Origin of the sequence: Rhodococcus sp. 06-156-4, from assembly GCF_002259345.1 — a bacterium.
Taxonomy (GTDB): Bacteria; Actinomycetota; Actinomycetes; order Mycobacteriales; family Mycobacteriaceae; genus Rhodococcoides; species Rhodococcoides fascians_E.
In genome coordinates this window covers 1-16,075 of sequence record NZ_NPGB01000012.1, presented here as the reverse complement: position 1 = coordinate 16,075, position 16,075 = coordinate 1, and the positions used below count along the sequence as shown (strand labels likewise).

Sequence of the window (16,075 nt, the reverse complement as noted above, 5' to 3'; positions counted from 1 at the left end):
GCGCCGCCCACCCGGCTCTTTCCGCAGGCTCCACTCGCGGCGCTCACCCGGCTCATTCCGCAGGCTCCACTCGCGCCGGTACGTTGGAACGATGACAGCGCTGGCACTGGATATCGGGGGAACCAAGATCACCGCAGCCGTCGTCGGCGAAGACGGAAGGCCGGGGGAACCGCTGACCGTGCCGACCCCGCAGTCGGACGTATGGCAAGCCTGCGAGGAACTGCTGGACGCGGTGTCCGTCGGCTCGGACGTCGACGCGATCGGGATAGCGTGCGCCGGCCCGGTCGACACCGTCGCAGGCACGGTCGCGCCGATCAACATCCCGGAATGGAAGGACGGCTTCGCCCTCACCGACGCCGTACGGACGCGGTTCGACAGCGCATCGGTCACGCTGGCGATGGACGGTGGGTGCGCTGCGCTCGGCGAACACCGCTTCGGGGCTGCTGTCGGCGTCGACGACGTACTGAGCCTCGTCGTGTCGACCGGGATCGGCGGCGGATTGGTGCTGGGAGGCCGCATCGTGCACGGGCGTAGCGGAAACGCAGGCCACATCGGACACATCGTCGTACCCGGATCGGCGACGCCCTGTACGTGCGGCGGCCTCGGCTGCGTGGAGACGGTGTCCAGCGGGCCGTCGGCGGTCCGGTGGGCCCAGGAACAGGGATGGACCGGCAGCACCGGCGCCGACCTCGCACAGTCCGCGAGCGACGGGGACATCGTCGCCATCACCACTCTTCAGCGTGCCGGTGTCGCGCTGGGTCAGGCGATCGCGTCGGCGGCAGCCTTGGTCGACGTGAACCTTGTTGTGGTCGGCGGCGGTTTCGCTCAAGCGGGCCCACCGCTGTGGGATCCCATCCAGGAGTCCGCCGCCCTGCACGCCAAGCTCAAGTTTCTCGACGGCCTCGAGATCGTGCCGGCGAAGCTCGGAGCCGTCGGGACCCTGACGGGCGCAGCGGTGTTGGCGTCCGGTGGCTGAATCGGCTCAGCGGCCGGGAACCTGACACCCTGTTTACGAGGCTGGCACCCCTGTTCGCATCGGAACAGGGGTGCCAGGTCTACGAAAAGGGTGCTAGTTACGACACTCAGGCACCCAAGCGCTGCTTGAGCGCGTCGAACTCGTCCTTGATGCCGGTGGGGAGCTTCTCGCCGACGAAGTCGAACCACTCCTCGATCAACGGGATCTCGGCCTTCCACTCGTCGACGTTCACCGCGAGTGCCTCGGCGACGTCCTGGGTGGTGGTGTCGAGCCCGGAGATGTCGAGGGCCTCGGCCGTGGGAACGACACCGATAGGAGTCTCGACGCCGGCGGCCTTGTGCTCGATGCGCTCCACGATCCACTTCAGGACGCGGGAGTTCTCACCGAATCCGGGCCACAGGAAGCGCTTGTCGTCGCCACGACGGAACCAGTTGACGTAGAACACCTTCGGCAGCTTGGAGTCGTCGGCGTTCTTGCCGAGGTCGATCCAGTGCTGGAAGTAATCGCCCACGTTGTAGCCGAGGAACGGAAGCATGGCCATCGGGTCGCGACGGATGGTGCCGACAGTTCCTTCGGCGGCGGCCGTCTGCTCCGAGCCGACGGTGGCGCCCATGAAGACACCGTGCTGCCAGTCGCGAGCCTCGGTGACCAGCGGAACCGTCGTCTTGCGGCGCCCACCGAAGAGGATCGCGGAGATCGGGACACCCTTCGGGTCGTCCCACTCGTCGGCCATCGACGGGCACTGAGCCATGGGTACGCAGTAACGCGAGTTCGGGTGCGCGGCAAGCGAATCCGAATCCGGCGTCCAGTCGTTGCCCTTCCAGTCGATCAGGTGATCCGGCCGGTTCTCCAGGCCTTCCCACCACACGTCACCGTCGTCGGTGAGGCCGACGTTGGTGAAGACGGAGTTGCCCTGGTCGATGGTCTTCATCGCGTTGGGGTTGGAGTCCCAGTTGGTTCCCGGTGCAACACCGAAGAAACCGAACTCCGGGTTGACGGCGTAGAGGCGGCCGTCCTCACCGAAGCGCATCCACGCGATGTCGTCGCCGATGGTTTCGGCGCGCCACCCCGGAATGGTGGGCTGAATCATCGCGAGGTTGGTCTTGCCACAGGCCGACGGGAATGCCGCGGCGATGTAGTAGGCCTTGTCCTCCGGCGAGATGAGCTTGAGGATCAGCATGTGCTCGGCGAGCCAGCCCTCGTCGTGCGCCATCGCCGATGCGATACGCAGCGAGTAGCACTTCTTGCCGAGAAGGGCGTTGCCGCCGTAACCCGAACCGAAGCTCCAGATCTCACGATCCTCGGGGAAGTGAGTGATGTACTTGGTGTCGTTGCACGGCCACGGGACGTCGTCCTGGCCGTCGGCGAGCGGAGCGCCGAGCGAGTGCAGAGCCTTGACGAAGAAGCCGTCGGTGCCGAGCTTGTCGAGAACTGCCGCGCCCATGCGGGTCATGACACGCATGGAGACGACGACGTACTCCGAGTCGGTGATCTCGACGCCCAGCTTGGGGTCGTCGGCGCCGAGCGGTCCCATGCAGAACGGAACGACGTACATGGTGCGGCCGCGCATGGAGCCGCGGTACAGGTCGGTCATCAGAGAACGCATCTCCGACGGGTCCATCCAGTTGTTCGTCGGGCCTGCGTCGATCTCGCGCTCGGAACAGATGTAGGTGCGTGACTCGACGCGGGCAACGTCCGACGGGTCCGAGTTGCCGAGGAACGAGTTGGGCTTCTTCTCGTCGTTGAGACGCGTGAAGGTACCGGCGTTCACCAGCTGGGTGGTCAGACGCTCCCACTCCTCGTCGGATCCGTCAGCAAAGACCACACGATCCGGCTCGGTGAGTTCCGCTACCTGCTGCACCCACGCAAGGAGTTCCTTGTGCTGGGTGGGAGGCGCGGCGTCAGTGCCGTTCAAACCGGGAATGGTCGCTGAGGTCATCTAACTCTCCTGGGGTGAGCCGGAACCAGATTCTGGTGTCTGCTCGCGCACAGGGCAGTTCGGCGAGGCAGACGCAGATCCGATCTTCCCCTCTCGGTGGGGAGCTGCCCGATCGCACGATCTGCGTATACCGCATCATAGCGGCAACGTCAAACCGAGGACACGGGCGCCGGGTGTCCTGGTTTCAGGTTAACGCCGTGAGTTGCCAATCCGGAATCAGGCTGTTGTCCGATTGGTCACAAGACCGATTCAGCTACTCCTACGTGCGCATTCGAGGCCCCCCAGCAGCCGAATCTCCTTGTAAGGACATTAAAAACAATGCGAGTTTCCTACTCGAAGGCGTCCCCCGAGGACGTCTGTTCCCACCTCGCCGTGCCGTCGTCGGCACGAGAAATCTCCCAGGATTGGTAACGGCCGCCACTCTGGATGGAAGTGAACGTGTCCATCACACCGTCCCCGTCACGATCCCTGGCGACGGTCATTCCCGCCTCGGTGTGGCTGACCCTGGTCTCCTCGTACCCGTCGTCGTCGAGATCGAACAACTCGATCGAGCCGACACCGGACGGACCGGAGACCGGATCGTGCGCCGGGTCGACGGCATCGCCGTCACCGCTGCCGTCGAACAACTCGTTCCACTCCACGCGTATCTCTCCGATCTCCGCGGACACAGCCTCTACTGGTTCAGACGCATCGGCGGCGTCTCCGGTTCCTCGCGTCCACCGGCGGCGAACCTCAGGGCGCCGCGGTCCAGCGCCGCGAGGTCTCGGTCGCACGCAGCGAGCACGGATGCGCGGTTCTCCGACACCACCCGCAGCTCCGCTTCGACTCTCTCGAGCTCTGTGTCCGCAGCCCGCGCAGCTGCGCGGGAGGTCTCGCGGGCGGCGGCCGAGTACGCGGATTCGGCGGTCAGGATTCGGGCCAGGACGCGCTGCTCCAGCGTCGACCTCGCCGCGGCCGACGCGTCGGCGACCCAAGTTCTCAGGTGAGCCCGGTCCGCGACGAGCTTCCTCGAGCCGACGAGCCACCACGCACAGAACGCGCCCAACAGCAGTGACAACGGAATCACCGCGATCTCCAGCGCCGGGACGACGGACAGCGGCGACACCACGAGCCGCGACAGCCCCACTCCCGCCGACGCACCGAGGACGATCATCATCTTGTCCTCGACCCCTCCGCGCCGAATCGACGGTTCGGGGTGCGCGAGTGGCGAACCGGTGACCGCAGGGAGCTCGACGGACAATTCCAGATCGATGTCGATCGCGCGGAGCCTGTCGGACAACCGCGCGTCGACCGTGGACGCGACCGCGTCGAGCCGTGCTGTCATCTCCGGCTGGAGGTGACGAAGCTCGGACCGGCCGGCAGTATCGATCGATTGTCGTGCGGACGAAGCGAATTCACGAACGGCCTCGGACACGTCGTGCACCGATTCCGCGCGAGCGAGTTGCAGTCCGGTCCGCAGCGCGGCGGTCCGCTCTGCCCTGGTCCGATCGCGAACATCGGTCAACCGGGCCCGTTCGGCACGCAGCGCGGCGGTGTTCGACGCGCTCGTGACCGCTCTGGCCTTGTCCACGATCCGCTGCCGCGCCCCGGCCGCGGCATGCCGAACGGCCGCGTCGTACTTGCGTCTTCGGAGAACCTCGGTGTGCTGCGTTGCGGCGCTCTCCACGAAATCGAGGACGTCCCTGATTCCCGATTCCTCGACCATCGTCGTACGAGTCAGTGGATCCTGCACTGCCCGAGCCTTTTCGGCGAGCAGAGCGGACGTGGGCAGCACCGCGACGTCCACTGCTCGCGGAACGAACTCGGCGATGGACTCGGTGACCGAACGGACCACGTCCCTCCAGCCGCGATGCGCGTCGACCTTGTTGACGAGAACGCCGGTTGCCGTCGATTCGAGCACCGGCGCAAGAGCGGCGAGTGTTGTCCGGCCGATGGGCGCCGATGCGTCGACGACGAACAGGACCACCGCTGCCGACTCGACGTCCGGCGCCCGGTCGACCCCGTCCACGGACCACAGGTCCAGTTGCGCGTCGACGGCGGACACTCCGGCTCCGCTCGAACCGTGCACGAACACCCCTACGGGATCCGCGGCTCGGCCCGAGGCGATCTCGTCGACTCCTGCGGGGTACCACCGCTTGATCACGCCGTCCATGTCGCTCGGGAGGTCGATCACCGCGACAGCATCCTCAGGTACCCGCGGCCGACAGCGGTCGCTGCTCGCGCAACCGCTGGTTCGAGTGCGGTGTCGCGGCGTTCGCGCCAGGAGCGGACGGTGGCGAGGGTCGGGTTGGGGTGTTCGCTTTCGCCCAGGGTGTGCAGAGCCGCCCGCATGCCTGCGAACACGGCTTCGTCGGACGCCAGATACCGCTCGACCTCCATCGACTCCTGGTGCCGGGCCGCGAGTTGGTTCAGCCGAAGCAACAACCGACCCTGTCGTGCGGCGCGAACGTCGTCCACTGCTCGCCGGACGGCTTTCACGACGGCGTCGACTCCACTCTTCTCCGCAAGCAGCAACCGAACGGTGACGTCGTCCATCCCGGGAGACTCCGTCAGAGCCCGTGCAGCAATGCCGACTCCCGCCACCTCGACACTGCGGACGAGTTCGGCCCGCGATTGCTTCGACATGGGAATGCCGGCTCGAAGGAACCGCTCGGGAGTCAGCAGCATCTCCGGCGTCACCGACGCGGCCGACTCTCGCAGCGGGTCGAACGTCGACGGCCGGCCGTTCATGACACTGATCGCGATGGTTCCCATCAGTGGGTGGACAGTGCAACCCAGCTTGGTCGACACACCGTCGACGACGTCCTGAAGGCGGTCCACTGCGTCTGCCTTCGCGAGAACGGGGACCACGACGCCGCGTGTGCCTCGTGCCGCGTCGACGTCGACGACCTGGGCGTCCCCTGCCACCACGTACACGACGACATCGCCGTCGAGCTCGGGATCCGGTACCCGCGGGACATCGATCGACGCCGTCTCCTCGATCGACGCCGCGATCGTGCGCAGCTCGTGATGGGCCGCCAGCACCGACCGAACCGTCGTCTTCCCGACGCCTGCGCGTCCGGTCACCTGGATGCGGATGTCCCGAAAGCACACATCCGCCTCGGCATCGACCTCCCGCCGCAGCACGGTTCCGCTCGGAGCGAGCGCTCGCACCCGACCCTCCGAGATCTCGCGATCCCCGCCCGCACTGTCCCCACCCATGTGATCCCCCTTCACATCGTCACGCGTGCGCGGTCCCCACCCCGTCGCGCCGGGCAATTCTGGCACACATTCGGCGACACGGGCGTGAGGTCGCGGGCTCTGGCCTGCGCCTTCACGACAAGTCTCAACTTCAACTCGAGACCCACCTGTCACACAGTCCGTCGATGCGCGACAATGGTGCGGTGAACGACGCACGGAGCACAGCCAAACATCTCGATTCGGAGACCCCGGACTCGCCGGACGTGGCCGGTGGAGAGTCGAATCGAGGCTCTCGGCTGTACCCGCGCGTCACCAGTTTCCGGTCCAGGCGCGGCGCGTTGACCGATGCCCAGCAGGCCACGTGGGATTCGCTGTGGCCGCGCATCGGCCGTGACGTCGCCGACGAGAAGATCGACGTCGACGCCTGGTTCGGTCGTTCCGCTCCGGCGATCCTCGAGATCGGATCGGGAACCGGAACTGCCACGACGTCCATGGCCAAGGCCGAGCCGCACGTCAACCTGATGGCGGTCGAGGTCTACCGGCCCGGGTTGGCTCAGACCCTTCAGCAGATCGAGCGCGACGACATCGAGAACATCAGGCTGCTCCGCGGCGATGCGATGGACGTTCTGGAGAACATGTTGACGCCCGAGTCGCTGACCGGGGTCCGCGTGTTCTTCCCCGACCCCTGGCCGAAGGCGCGTCACCACAAGCGCCGCCTGTTGCAGGCCCCCACGTTCGCGATGATCGTCGACCGTCTGAAACCTGGCGGAGTACTGCACGTCGCGACCGATCACGCAGACTATGCGGAGTGGATTGCCGAAGCCGGGAACGCAGAGCCCGGTTTGACCGTTCTCGACTGGGAATCTCCGATGACACACGAGCGGCCCGTCACCAAGTTCGAGGGCAAAGCCCAATTGGTGGGTAGCTCGGTGACGGAGCTGATATGGGGGAAGAGTCCACGATGACGTACAGCGAGCAGAGCGTCGACACGTCGCTGGCCCCGATCCCGAACATCGACACGGGTGATACTCGACACACCAGACGAGTGCTCCTCGTGTGGGATGCGCCGAATCTCGACATGGGCCTCGGCGCGATTCTCGGCGGTCGGCCGACGGCTGCCTACCGCCCGCGATTCGATGCGCTGGGCCGATGGCTGCTTCAACGGACGGCGGAACTGTCCGCCACCGGCACGTCGACGCTCGAACCCGAGGCGACGGTGTTCACCAACATCGCCCCTGGCAGCGCCGATGTGGTTAGACCGTGGGTCGAAGCATTGCGTAACGTGGGTTTCGCGGTGTTCGCCAAGCCGAAGGTCGACGAGGACAGTGATGTCGACGCCGACATGCTGGACCACATCGAGCTGCGTAATCGCGGCGGCGGGCTGGCCGGCGTCATGGTCGCGTCTGCGGACGGACAAGCGTTTCGCGAGCCGTTGGAGGACATCGCTGCAACTGGCGTACCCGTTCAGGTGCTCGGATTCCGTGAGCACGCAAGCTGGGCGGTGACGTCGGAGACGCTGGAATTCCTCGACCTCGAGGACATCCCCGGCGTCTTCCGTGAGCCTCTGCCACGGGTGAGCCTGGACTCGCTCCCGGACGAGGGCGCATGGTTGCAGCCGTTCCGCCCACTGTCCGCCCTGCTCGTCGGGCGCCAAGGAGTTTCTTAAGTGTTCGCCAGATGGGGAGATCTCGTCTACCGCTTGCGGTTCACGGTCATCGGAGTCATGGTGGCCGCGCTTCTGGGCTTCGCCGCATACGGCCTCGACCTGAACGACCACCTGAGCCAGAGCGGTTGGGACGACCCGGGCTCCGAGTCGGTGCAGGCCGCGCGCCTCGCCGATCAGACGTTCGGCCGCGACAAACAGGGCGACGTGATCGTGCTGTACACGGCGCCCGAGGGCAAGACCGTCGACGATCCGGAGTTCAACGCCAAGGTCACCGACAGTCTCAACTCGCTCGTCGCGAACAACCCCGAGCAGATCGAGAAGATCAACGGCACCTACTTCCGGGTCGACGGTGTGGTCAGCGTCAATGCCCTGGCGACCGAAGACCGCACCCACGCGATCGCCAGCATCGCGATGCTCGGCGACAACGACACCGAACTCACCAACAATTTCCAAGCCGTCAAGGACGTCTTCTACATAGACGGCGTCGACGTGCAGGTGACGGGACTGCAAGCCGTCGCGGGTGCCCTGCAATCGACCATGGCGGGCGACATCCACCGCATGGAGCTGCTGGCCATTCCGGCTGTCGCAGTGCTGCTGTTCTTCATCTTCGGTGGCGTCGTCGCCGCGGCCCTTCCGCTGATCGTGGGCGGCCTGACCGTCGTCGGCGCCAACGGCATCGTCAAGGTCTTCACCAATTTCACCGAGGTCAACAGCTTCGTCGCGCCTGTGGTCTCGCTCGTCGGACTCGGTCTCGCGATCGACTACGGACTGTTCATCGTGTCGAGATTCCGCGAGGAACTCGGTGACGGCTATTCGACGAAGCAGGCTGTTCGACGGTCGGTCATGACCGCGGGTCGGACGGTCGTCTTCTCGGCGACGATGATCGTCGCCAGCCTCGGCGGCCTGCTGCTGTTCCCGCAGGGCTTCCTCAAATCGGTGGCCTACGGATCGATCGCGACGGTGGCCCTCGCGGCCCTCACCGCGGTCACGATCCTGCCTGCCATCCTGGCAATCCTCGGTCCACGGGTCGACGCGCTGGGCTTCAAGTTCATGCGCAAGACCAAGTCGTCCGAGGAAATCGAGAACGGCATGTGGGGAAAGCTGACCCGGTGGGTCATGCGCAACCCGCTGAAGGTCACGATTCCCATCGTCCTCGGCCTGGTTCTGCTGACGCTGCCCGTCGGCAACATCAAGTTCGGCGGCATCAACGAGACCTACCTGCCGCCGGACAACGTCACCCGCCAGGCCCAGAACGAGTTCGACGAACTGTTCCCCGGCCAGCGCACCGAGCCGATCAAGGCCGTCATCGAGAACGCGCAGGGTCCGAACCTCGCTGCGATCACCAGCCAACTCAACGAGGCTCCCGGCCTGATCGAGAAGTTCTCCCCGACCGGCGCCAGCAAAGACGGCATCATCGTCTTCAAGGCAGGCCTCGTCGATCGAAACGAGTCGAAGCCCGCCATCGACTACCTGCGCAGCATCGATGTCCCCGAGGGCTCGTCGGTGCAGATCACCGGCACTCCGGTGATCGAACAGGACTCCATCGCGGCCCTCATCGACAACTTGCCGCTGATGGCGATACTCGTCGTGTTCGTCGTGACGCTGCTGATGTTCCTGACGTTCGGATCGTTGGTGTTGCCGATCAAGGCTGTGCTCATGACGACGCTGGGACTCGGCGCGACGATGGGCATCCTGACGTGGATATTCATCGACGGCAACGGCGCCAGCTTCATGAACTTCACACCCGGGCCCATCATGGCCCCGGTGCTGGTGTTGATCATCTCGATCGTGTTCGGATTGTCGACCGACTACGAAGTCTTCCTGCTCTCACGCATGGTCGAGGCCCGGGAGAGAGGTGCGTCCACGAGCGAAGCCATCCGCGTCGGAACCTCGCATACCGGACGCATCATCACCGCGGCGGCGTTGATCCTCATCGTCGTGACCGGCGCATTCGCGTTCTCCGACTTGGTGATGATGAAGTACATCGCCTACGGAATGATCGCCGCGCTCATCATCGACGCCACCCTCATCCGCATGTTCCTCGTCCCGGCGACCATGAAACTCCTGGGCGACGACTGCTGGTGGGCACCGAAATGGATGAAGCGAATCCAGGAGAAGCTCGGCCTCGGCGAGACCATCCTCGAGGACGAACTGATGCCTACCGACGTCCCCGAACTCGCCACCGCAGGCGCACCGGCACCCGTCGCACCCCCGGTGCGCACCGCCCCACGCCGAAGCGAACCGCTGACCGAACCGATCCCCGTCGTCGCACCGACAGGATCCGGGCCGATCCGCGCAACGCACGCCGCCCGGGAGGACGAACGCCGATCCGCCACCGGCAGGCCGTCCGCAGCCCCCGAAACTCAGGATCACTCCGCAGGCTCCGCTCCCAGCCCCCTGGGTCACTCCGCAGGCTCCGCTCCCAGCCCCCTGGGTCACTCCGCAGGCTCCGCTCCCGGCCCCCTGCCGCCGGCTACCCAGAAGCAACCCGCCGTCGAGAGGCCGACACCTCCACCGGTGCCGCGGCCCGAACCTCCGAAGCGCGAACCGGTCCGCGCACAGAGCAACCGAAGCTCCTCCCCCGACCCACGGTCCATCGAGAGTTGGTTGGCCGACCTTCGTGCGCCGTCGGAGCCACAGAAACCCGAAACGCCGAAACCCGAGACGCAGGCTCCCGTCGGCTCGACAACGGACAACACCCGCGCCGACGCCGACCGGACGTCCGTCAACGCATCCAGTCGGTCGGACGAACCACGCCGCAACGGTTCAGCTGCGTACGGCGCAACACCGAACGGCTCGGGAACCAACGGCTCCGGCGCGAACGGATCCGGCACACATGGCTCCGGCACGAACGGCTCGGGCACGAACGGCTCGGGCACGAACGGCTCCGGACGAAACAGCTACTACGGCTCCGGCGTCAACGGCAGCGGCTCGAACGGCAACGGTTCGAACGGCCGCAGTTCCTCCGCGTCGGGCAGCAACGGCTCGGGATACGGCTCCAGCAACGGTTCCACTGAAGGCTCCAACGGTTCCGGCCATGGCTCCAACGGCTCGGGTTACGGTTCCGCCGGCTCCAACGGCTCGGCGTATGGCGCGCGCGGCACCGGCCAGCCGCCGGAAGCAGGGCCGACCGCGCCGAGGACCGGCGGGATTCGCGGGTACTCGCAGGATCAGAGCCGTGACGCCGAGGCTTCTTCTGCAGCGTCACGCCCGGAGACCCCGCAACCGGAACAGCCGACGCCGCCGCGCACGCAGGCCGCTCCCCGGGCTCGCTACGACATTTCGACGCGCAATGCTCCACGCACCCCAGCGCCGGAGGATCAGTCGACCAGGTCGTGGCCGGCACCGACACCGACACCGACACCGACACCGACACCGACACCGGACGAGCGTCCGGCAGGTTCGTCACGTCGTTCGGACGAACAGACTGCCCCGGCCGACGGTAATTCCAGTACCGAGGACCCGGACAGCGGTCGACACCGCGGAGGCGACAGCCGTCAGGCACTGAGCGTCAGCGAGCTGTTGGCGCGCGAGCGTCGCAAGTAACGAATCTTCACCATGTCGAAGGCCACCCGAGGCGGCTCGGGTGGCCTTCGTCGTGTTCGGGCACAGATTCGTCGGGCAGCATTGTTCGGTGTCACAACGCTCGATCGGAACGTCGACGCATTCTCGGCCGTTGTCCCCTAGGACCCCGCCACGCTGCACGTTCGTCGGCGTCGGTGGCCGATTTTCGACGACAACGAGGAGCAGACTGAGTGTTCGCCATCTGGGGAGATCTCGTCCATCGCTGGCGGTACACGGTGTTGGGTGTGATGGTCGCGGGCCTCCTCGCGATGGCTGCGTACGGAGTGGGTTTCGAGAACCATCTGAGCCAGGGCGGGTTCGACGATCCAGGTTCGGAATCGGTGGCTGCGGCTACGCTCGCCGACTCCACGTTCGGACGCGACACCGAGGGCGACGTCATCGTTCTGTACACCGCGCCCGAGGGCAAGACCGTCGACGATCCGGCCTTCACCGCGGCCGTGACGAAGAGCCTCGGTTCGCTCGTCGCCGACCACCCGGATCGAATCGCCAAGATCAACGGCACCTACTTCCAGGTCGACGGCGTCGTCAGCGCTGCGGCGCTCGCGACCGAGGACAAGCGTCACGCGATCGCCAGCATCGCCATCGTCGGAGACGACGACACCGAGCTGACCAACAACTTTCAGGACGTGAAGGACGCGTTCTACATTCCTGATGTCGACAGCCAGGGCGGTGATGTCCAGGTGACCGGTCTGCAGGCGGTGGCAGGGGCCCTGCAGTCGACGATGTCCGAAGACATTCACCGGATGGAAATCCTCGCCATCCCTGCTGTCGCGGTTCTGCTGTTCTTCGTCTTCGGCGGTGTGGTCGCTGCGGCGCTGCCGTTGATCGTGGGTGGCCTGACGGTTGTCGGCGCCAACGGAATCGTGCGCCTGTTCACCGATTTCACCGAGGTGAACACTTTTGTCGCCCCGGTCGTCTCGATGGTCGGTCTCGGTCTCGCCATCGATTACGGCCTGTTCATCGTCTCGCGTTTCCGTGAAGAACTCGGAGACGGTCGCACCACCGCGGACGCCGTGAAGAGGTCGGTCATGACGGCCGGGCGAACGGTGGTCTTCTCGGCGACGATGATCGTGGCCAGCCTGGGCGGTCTCCTGCTCTTTCCGCACGGGTTCCTCAAATCGGTTGCCTACGGGTCGATTGCGACTGTTGCGCTTGCCGCCCTGACCGCGGTGACGGTGCTTCCCGCGCTCCTCGCAATTCTCGGGCCACGCGTGGACGCGTTGGGTCTGAAGTTCATGCGAAAGACCCGCTCGTCCGAGGAAATCGAGAACGGGATGTGGGGCAAGCTCACTTCCTGGGTCATGCGGCGTCCGATCAAGGTGGCCGTGGTCATCGTTCTCGGCCTGCTGGTACTGACTCTTCCCGTCGGGAAGATCGAGTTCGGCGGAATCAACGAGACCTACCTGCCGCCGGACAACCCCACACGCGTCGCCCAGGCTCAGTTCGACGAGTTGTTTCCCGGGCAACGTACCGAGCCCCTGAAGTTGGTCATCGAGGGCGCGCAGGGATCTTCGCTCGGGCAGATCACCAAGCAGGCGAACGAGGCACCCGGTCTCGTCGAGAAATTCTCACCGACGGGCACCAGCAAGAACGGCATCATCGTCTTCAAAGCTGGTCTCGAAGACAGGAACGAATCGTCCGAGGCAATCGAGTACCTACGCGGAATCGAGGTTCCCGACGGCGCGACGGTATCCGTAACCGGAACTCCTGCAATCGAATACGACTCCATCGAGGCGTTGGAGGAAAGACTTCCACTGACGGCGGTCCTCGTCGTCCTCGTTGTGACGTTGCTGATGTTCTTGACATTCGGATCGCTGGTCCTGCCCATCAAAGCCGTCCTCATGACCGCCCTGGGGCTCGGTGCGACGATGGGGATCCTCACCTGGATCTTCATAGACGGCCACGGTGCGAGCCTGATGAACTTCACACCAGGGCCGATCATGGCGATGATTCTGTTGTTGATCGGCGCCATCGTGTTCGGATTGTCCACTGATTACGAAGTGTTCCTGCTCTCACGGATGGTCGAAGCGCGGGAGAAGGGTGCCAGCACCACGGACGCGGTGCGCATCGGGACAGCCCATTCGGGGCGAATCATCACTGCTGCGGCGCTGATTCTGATCGTCGTCACCGGGTCGTTCGCATTCTCGGACTTGGTGATGATGAAGTACATCGCGTACGGGATGATCGCCGCACTCATCATCGACGCCACGGTCATTCGAATGTTCCTCGTGCCGTCGGTCATGAAGCTGCTCGGCGACAGCGCCTGGTGGGCACCGAAGTCCATGAAGAAAGTTCAACAGAAGCTGGGTCTCGGCGAGAAGTACCTGTAGCCAGCGCTACCCGTCGCAGCTCCTGAGCAGCAGGAACCGCGACGGGTAGCGTCGTGCTGATTCAGCTCGCGGCGCGGTCGGCGAACACCTTTGCGTAGCGTGTGCCTGCGAAGAGCAGCAGCAGTCCGACAACGATGAAAGCTCCGACTCGGAACAGTCCGTCCAAGGCCACGAGGTCGAAGAGGAACAGTTTCGCGACGGACACCGCGGTCAGAGACAGTCCGGCCAACAGTGCAGTGTGCGCGTACTTTTCGCTCTTGAGGCCGAAAGCCAGCAGTGCCATCGCGATCGCCATGGCTTCGATGGTTGCGGCGCAGTGTCCGGCGACGAATCCGGTGGTTCCGCCGATCGCCGCCACTCCGAGGGCAACCGTTGCCGACGCCAGTGCGTAGAGAGACGCCAGTCCGGCAACCACCGAGCACGCTTGCGCGTTCTTCTCCACGATCTTCAGCTGGATACCGACCAGTACCAGTCCGGCCGATACGATCGCGAGAAGCACGCCAGCGAGCACGACACCGAATTCGTCTGTTGCATAACGCGCATCCATCATCGCTGCGGGCGGGGAGACCACCAGATATCCCAGTGCGCCGAACAGGCCGAACGCCAGGGCCGAGTAGTACGCCGGCTTCGAGGTTCCGCGGTGCGCCGTAGCGAGCAGCACAGCGGAGACGACCAGCAGGGCAAGCGGTCGCAGTTCGGTCGCCGTCGGTACGAGCACTGCCTGCAGCAGCGCAAGCGAGCCGACGACCGTCAAGATCGTACGGGCGAAGGCAGGCAGCCAGGAGACCATCGCGATCACGACGACGCAGGCTATCGCGACCACACCCTCGACCAAGGTCACTGTCCACGGCTCGAACAACGTCCCCACCGCGAGGACTGGAACAGCGGATACTCCGGCCATCACCGACGCCATGACGTCGGCTGCATTGCGACGCAACAACTCCACCGAACTACCGACACCGAACGCGGCCACGATCCCCGAAACGATCAGGAGCGGTAATGCGTCGCTCCCCATCACATCCAAGCTGACCGCCTGAGCGATCCCGACGAGAGTGGCCACCACAACGGGGAGCGTCCGCACGGCAGCGAGGTACGGCCAGTCACGGCCGAGCTGCGCAGCGAAGCTCGCGATGAACGTGGCAGTGAAGAACGCGATGAGCGACAACGTGATTCCGCCGGTGACCACCGGCCCACACACCGCAACGCCGGCGAGGATGAGGACTGCCATCGGTTGCGAGCGCCACGAGACGGCCAGCGCGACGCCTGCCGCCGCGATCCCGAATGCCGCTACGAGTCCGATCGCGGGCTCCAGCCACTCGTAGATGACGGTCACCGCCACGACGTCCAAATAGAGCCCAGCGATACCTGTTGCTGCGGTTGCGATTCCACCGACCCGTCCACCGGATTTGCGGTAGATCCGCGACCCTGCGTACACCAGTGCGACAGAGAAAGCTCCCCCGGCTACGACCCTGAGCTCGGGGCCGAACCATCCGGCCTGTGCCGCGAGCACGAGAAGCATGACCACGCCGACCAGAGTGACTCCTGCACCCGCGACTGCGAGTACGCGGCTGATCACACCGTCGCGTTGCCACCAGGGCTCCGCCTTCGGCGCAGGCTGCCTCGGAGCAACCGGAGACCTCACCGGCGTCCGAGGCTGCGCCGGCACCTGGGGGCGCACCGGCGTTTGCGGATGTACGGGCGTTTGCGGATGTACGGGCATTTGTGGATGCATGGATGCAGGCTGGTGCGTGGGCGCATGCGGATGGATTTGCTGAGACGAACCCGGGTACGCGTACGGAACTCCCTGCGACGGGTAGTGGATCGCAGGCTGCGAAGCCGGGCTGGGCTGTTCCGTCCGAGGCACAGTCAGCTGACTCTGCAGGACGCCGAGGTCGCCGGACACCCGGCGCATCTGCTCGCTCAAGGAGGCGAACTGGCTCGCGAGGCCGGAAACCAATCGCGGATCGATCCCTGGTGTTGTCATGCGGTTCAGTGTTGTCGTCGCCCACCCCCGAGTCCTGAGTAGAACTACCCGGGCGACGTGGGTAATTCCTCGGCACCGAGCGACGACTTAGGCTCGGGCTTTGGGCTAGGGCTCAGGCCACGGCGTTGTCCCGCTGCCCTCTGCCAGCTGCCCGCTGCCCGCTGCCCGCTGCCCGCTGCGATGATCGACCCTGTGGCGCACTGATATTGCTACTACGCATTGCTTTGCTTCTGCGGGCATGACTGTGCGCGGCACACGTGGAGCGTGTGTGCCGCTGGCAGCCTGCTGGTGGTCATCGACCTGGTGGTGGGTCCTGTTCCGGTGGGCTCGCTTCAGGGGTCCTTGGTGTGGGGGTGCTCGGTGTGGGGGTGCTCGGTGTGGGGGTGCTCGGTGTGGGTGGGTGTGTGGGTTGTCC

10 protein-coding genes are annotated in these 16,075 nt (G+C 65.4%); 5 read left to right on the top strand and 5 right to left on the bottom strand.

The window, feature by feature from the left end; genetic code table 11:
* The first annotated feature begins 91 nt into the window (after window positions 1-91).
* Window positions 92-976 carry an ROK family protein gene (locus CH290_RS07045; RefSeq protein ID WP_020110476.1) on the top strand — a complete coding sequence of 295 codons (885 nt, stop codon included), beginning with the start codon at window positions 92-94 and terminating at the stop codon, window positions 974-976.
* A 106-nt stretch (window positions 977-1,082) separates the two neighbouring features.
* Here the strand turns inward: CH290_RS07045 and CH290_RS07040 are convergent, their stop codons facing one another.
* The 4 genes from CH290_RS07040 to CH290_RS07025 all read right to left on the bottom strand — a co-directional run bounded on the left by CH290_RS07040 (window position 1,083) and on the right by CH290_RS07025 (window position 6,116).
* Window positions 1,083-2,915: a phosphoenolpyruvate carboxykinase (GTP) gene (locus CH290_RS07040; protein ID WP_019665560.1), complete on the bottom strand. Its 1,833-nt coding sequence runs from the start codon at window positions 2,913-2,915 to the stop codon at window positions 1,083-1,085.
* Window positions 2,916-3,244: 329 nt separating this feature from the next.
* Window positions 3,245-3,583, bottom strand: coding sequence for a DUF6802 family protein (locus tag CH290_RS07035; RefSeq protein ID WP_019665559.1), 339 nt, complete (start codon window positions 3,581-3,583; stop codon window positions 3,245-3,247).
* 5 nt (window positions 3,584-3,588) lie between these two features.
* Window positions 3,589-5,088, bottom strand: coding sequence for a hypothetical protein (locus CH290_RS07030; RefSeq protein WP_020110473.1), 1,500 nt, complete (start codon window positions 5,086-5,088; stop codon window positions 3,589-3,591).
* Window positions 5,085-6,116, bottom strand: coding sequence for a hypothetical protein (locus CH290_RS07025; RefSeq protein ID WP_052083110.1), 1,032 nt, complete (start codon window positions 6,114-6,116; stop codon window positions 5,085-5,087). Before CH290_RS07025 ends, CH290_RS07030 begins: the two co-directional genes overlap by 4 nt.
* A 164-nt stretch (window positions 6,117-6,280) precedes the next feature.
* Between CH290_RS07025 and trmB the strand changes: the two genes are divergently transcribed.
* The 4 genes from trmB (at window position 6,281) to CH290_RS07005 (ending at window position 13,676) form a co-directional block, all read left to right on the top strand.
* Complete coding sequence (gene trmB, locus CH290_RS07020) at window positions 6,281-7,060, top strand: tRNA (guanosine(46)-N7)-methyltransferase TrmB (RefSeq protein WP_033188871.1); 780 nt, start codon at window positions 6,281-6,283, stop codon at window positions 7,058-7,060.
* The gene (locus CH290_RS07015) at window positions 7,057-7,761 is read left to right on the top strand and encodes an NYN domain-containing protein (RefSeq protein WP_019665556.1); all 705 of its coding nucleotides are present in this window, start codon (window positions 7,057-7,059) and stop codon (window positions 7,759-7,761) included. Before trmB ends, CH290_RS07015 begins: the two co-directional genes overlap by 4 nt.
* The gene (locus CH290_RS07010) at window positions 7,762-11,307 is read left to right on the top strand and encodes an MMPL family transporter (RefSeq protein ID WP_033188870.1); all 3,546 of its coding nucleotides are present in this window, start codon (window positions 7,762-7,764) and stop codon (window positions 11,305-11,307) included.
* A gap of 209 nt (window positions 11,308-11,516) precedes the next feature.
* Window positions 11,517-13,676 carry an MMPL family transporter gene (locus tag CH290_RS07005; protein WP_033188869.1) on the top strand — a complete coding sequence of 720 codons (2,160 nt, stop codon included), beginning with the start codon at window positions 11,517-11,519 and terminating at the stop codon, window positions 13,674-13,676.
* Between the two features lie 61 nt (window positions 13,677-13,737).
* Here the strand turns inward: CH290_RS07005 and CH290_RS07000 are convergent, their stop codons facing one another.
* Window positions 13,738-15,252 carry a DUF2339 domain-containing protein gene (locus CH290_RS07000; protein WP_033188868.1) on the bottom strand — a complete coding sequence of 505 codons (1,515 nt, stop codon included), beginning with the start codon at window positions 15,250-15,252 and terminating at the stop codon, window positions 13,738-13,740.
* Between the last annotated feature and the right edge of the window lie 823 nt (window positions 15,253-16,075).

Coding starts and splice junctions, on each gene's coding strand:
- CH290_RS07045 (WP_020110476.1), top strand. CDS start 92: ATGACAGCGCTGGCACTGGATATCGGGGGAACCAAGATCACCGCAGCC.
- CH290_RS07040 (WP_019665560.1), bottom strand. CDS start 2,915: ATGACCTCAGCGACCATTCCCGGTTTGAACGGCACTGACGCCGCGCCT.
- CH290_RS07025 (WP_052083110.1), bottom strand. CDS start 6,116: ATGGGTGGGGACAGTGCGGGCGGGGATCGCGAGATCTCGGAGGGTCGG.
- trmB (WP_033188871.1), top strand. CDS start 6,281: ATGCGCGACAATGGTGCGGTGAACGACGCACGGAGCACAGCCAAACAT.
- CH290_RS07015 (WP_019665556.1), top strand. CDS start 7,057: ATGACGTACAGCGAGCAGAGCGTCGACACGTCGCTGGCCCCGATCCCG.